This is a genomic window from Dietzia cercidiphylli, from assembly GCF_014145145.1.
GTDB classification, from domain to species: Bacteria; Actinomycetota; Actinomycetes; order Mycobacteriales; family Mycobacteriaceae; genus Dietzia; species Dietzia natronolimnaea.
This window is the reverse complement of record NZ_JAALEA010000204.1, coordinates 1-3,586: the sequence shown is the minus strand read 5'-3', so window position 1 is coordinate 3,586 and position 3,586 is coordinate 1. Positions and strand designations below refer to the sequence as shown.

The following is a 3,586-nucleotide window of genomic DNA, read 5'->3' as shown; positions in this document are numbered from 1 at the left end:
ACCACGCCGAGCGAGTACACGTCACCGGCCGGGGTGGTCTCGTGCCCCATGGCCTGCTCGGGGGCGATGTACTGGGCGGTGCCCACGACCATCCCGGCCTGGGTGACCGCCGCGGACCCCATCGACTTGGCGATGCCGAAATCGGTGAGCTTGACCTGCCCGGAGGGCGTGATGAGGATGTTGCCCGGCTTGACGTCCCGGTGCACCAACCCGATCGCGTGTGCGGCGTTGAGCGCGCGACCGGTCTGCTCCAGCATGTCGAGGGTGTGGCGCAGCGGGAGCGACCCCTCGCGGGACAGGACGTCGGACAGCGGCTCGCCCACCACGAGCTCCATGACCAGGTAGGACAGTGGGCTACCCGAGGCCGGGTCGTCGATCTGCCCGTAGTCGTAGACCGTCGCGATCCCCGGGTGCGAGATCCGTGCCGTCACCTTGGCCTCGGACCGGAACCGCTCGACGAACTCCTGGTCGGAGGAGAACTCGGCCTTGAGCACCTTCACCGCCACGTGCCGGTCCAGCACCGCGTCGGCGGCCTCCCAGACCTGACCCATCCCGCCCGTGGCGATCAGGCGCAACAGGCGGTACCGGCCGGACAGGAGCGCTCCGGAGTTGAGGCTCATCCGGCTCCCCCGAGGAGGGCACCGAGGACCTCGCGCCCGATGGGGGCGGCGTAGGTGGAGCCCACAGTGTCGCGGGTGACGCCCGGCCCGGATTCGATCGCCACGGCCACGGCCACGTCCTGCCCGGGTACGAACGCGATGTACCAGGTGTAGGGGACGGACTCCGCGGCGTCCACGCCGTGCTCCGCGGTGCCGGTCTTGGAGGCGATGGTCACCCCGGGCAGGCCGCCCCCGGCGTTGCGCTCCGCGCCCTCCATGAGCTCGGTGAGGGTGCCGGCCTGCTCGTCGGTGAGGGCGCGTCCGGCGTCCTCGGGGGTGAACCCCTGCACCACGGAGAGGTCCGGCGCCGTGAGCGAACGGATCAGCTTCGGCTGCATACGCACCCCGCCGTTGGACACGGTCGCGGCCACCATGGCGTTCTGCAGCGTGGTCATGCGGACATCGCTCTGACCGATCGAGCTCATGGCGAGCTGGGCGGCGTCCTCCATCTGGCCGAGCCCGGACGGCGCCGCGGGGATCCCGAGCTCGTCCGGCTCACCGCCGTCCACACCGAAGCGCTCGGCCATCTCGGTGAACGCGTCGGCACCGATCTCCTGGCTGAGCTCCACGAAGGGCACGTTGCAGGAGAGCTCGAACGCGGTGCGGAGGGTCACGGTGCCGCCCCCGCAGGCCTGGCCGGCGTAGTTCTGCAGGAACGTGGAGGTCCCGGGCAGCAGGGTGCGGTCCGCGCCGGAGACCGGGGTCTCCGGTCCCATCCCGGACTCGAGGGCGGCGGCGGTGGTGATGACCTTCATGGTGGACCCGGGAGGCAGGGACTGCTGGGTGGCGTGGTTGAGCAGCGGCCGGTCGGGGCTCTGCTCGACCCGCGCCATCTCCTGCGTGCGGACGGTCTGCTCCTGGCTGGACAGGGCGTTGGGATCGAAGGACGGGCTGGAGGCCAGCGCCAGGACCTCGCCGGTGGAGGGTCGGACCGCCGCCACGGAACCCACGAAGGGTCCCTGGCCCGCGCCCCGCTGCAGCGCCGCGTAGGCGACCTCCTGGGCGACGGGGTCGAGCGTCAGCTCCACCGAACCGCCCTGGGGGGTGCGCCCGGAGATGAGCCCCGAGATGCGCTGGGAGAGCAGCCGCGGGTCGGACCCGTTGAGGAACGCGTCCTGGGACTGTTCGATCCCCGAGGTGGCGAACTGCAGGGAGTAGTACCCGACCGTCGGGCCGAACGCGGTCGGACCGGTGGGATAGGTGCGCTCGAACTCGTACCTGCCCTCGGAGGGGACCGACATGGCCAGCACCCGGCCGCCGGCGGTGATCTGCCCGCGCTGGCGGGAGTACTCGTCGAGCAGCATCCGGGTGTTGCGGGGGTCGGCGCGCAGGTCGTCGGCGCGGAAGACCTGCACCCAGGTGAGCTGCAGGAGCAGCGCGACCACCATGACGATGGCGGCGATCGCGATCCTGCGGATGGCGGCGTTCACGCGGCGCTCACCCGGACTTCCGGACGCGGGCCAGCAGCGGGGTCCGCATCATGCCCGTGGCGGCCTCGGCGAGCGCGGGTGTCTGACGCGGGGTCGGCAGCGGCCGCCGGGCGTCGTCCGACAACCGGAGCAGGATGGCCAGCAGGGCGTAGTTGGCGAGCAGGCTCGACCCGCCGTAGGCCATGAAGGGCAGGGTGAGCCCGGTGAGCGGGATGAGGGTGGAGACCCCGCCGACCACCACGAACACCTGGATGGCCACGGTGAAGGCCAGGCCGACGGCGACGAGTTTGCCGAAGCTGTCCCTGATGGTCAGACCCACGCGGATCCCGCGCAGGACGATGATCGTGTAGATCATCAGCACGGCGGCGAGGCCGATCAGGCCCAGTTCCTCGCCGATCGTGGAGGTGATGAAGTCGGTGCCCGCGAACGGCACCTGGTCCGGCCGCCCGTTGCCGAGTCCGGTGCCGCCCATGCCGCCGGAGGCGAGACCGAACAGTGCCTGCGAGCTCTGATAACCGCCGGTGTCGAAGTAGGCGAAGGGGTCCTGCCAGATCTGGAACCGCACCCGCACGTGCCCGAAGAGGGCGTAGGCCAGCACGCCACCGATACCCACCAGCACCACGCCGATGAGCAACCAGCTGACGCGCTCCGTGGCCACGTAGAGCATGGTGAGCACGGTGGCGAAGAGCAGGAGCGCCATGCCGAGGTCCGTGTTGAACACCAGCACGCCCAGGGACAGGAACCACGCCACGATGATCGGACCGAGGTCACGCCCGCGGGGCAGGTCCACGCCGAGGATCCGCCGGCCGGCGCTGGTGAACAGCTCCCGCTTCTCGACCAGGATCGAGGCGAAGAAGATGATGAGCAGGATCTTGGCGAACTCGCCGGGCTGGATGGTGAAGCCGGGCAGGATGATCCAGTTCTTGGCGCCGTTGATCTCGGAGAACCGGGCGGGCAGCACCGCCGGGATCGCCAGCAGCACCAGTCCGGCGAAACCCATGGTGTAGCCGTACCGGGACAGCACCCGGTGGTCCCGGAGGAAGTACAACACGGCCGCCATGAAAGCCAACCCGATCAGGGTCCACAGCAGCTGCCGGGTGACGTCCATCCCTGGCGGGTCGGTGCCGTTGGCGACGGCGCGCGCCGCGTACGCCAGGTCGAGGCGGTAGATCAGCACCAGGCCCAGGCCGTTGAGCAGGGCGACGGCCGGCAGGAGCACGGGGTCAGAGAAGGGCGCCAACCATCGGATCAGCAGATGGGCGCCCCCGCACAGGCCGAGGTAGGCGAGGGTGAGCCAGAGCAGTGTGAGGCTGAGCTCCTGCTCCTGGGCCAACTGGACCAGGAGCAGCGCGAAGCCGACGATCACCGACGCGGCGACCAGCAGGACGAGCTCCTTGCCGCGGCGGGGCGGGGCCGGAGCCGCCTGCGTTCCGGGTGCGGGGGCGGCCACGGGTCAGCTCACCGCCCGGCAGTCGACTCCCGGCACGGGGGCCGGGG

The 3,586-nt window shown here is 70.9% G+C and carries 3 protein-coding genes; all 3 read right to left on the bottom strand.

From position 1 onward, the window contains the following. Positions 1-620: serine/threonine-protein kinase (locus G6028_RS08010; RefSeq protein WP_182658564.1), on the bottom strand; the 620-nt coding region annotated here is incomplete at its 3' end. Continuing rightward, positions 617-2,089, bottom strand: coding sequence for a penicillin-binding transpeptidase domain-containing protein (locus G6028_RS08005; RefSeq protein ID WP_182658563.1), 1,473 nt, complete (start codon positions 2,087-2,089; stop codon positions 617-619). The genes G6028_RS08005 and G6028_RS08010, both read right to left, overlap by 4 nt. A 7-nt stretch (positions 2,090-2,096) precedes the next feature. After that, positions 2,097-3,539, bottom strand: coding sequence for an FtsW/RodA/SpoVE family cell cycle protein (locus tag G6028_RS08000; RefSeq protein WP_182644383.1), 1,443 nt, complete (start codon positions 3,537-3,539; stop codon positions 2,097-2,099). Between the last annotated feature and the right edge of the window lie 47 nt (positions 3,540-3,586).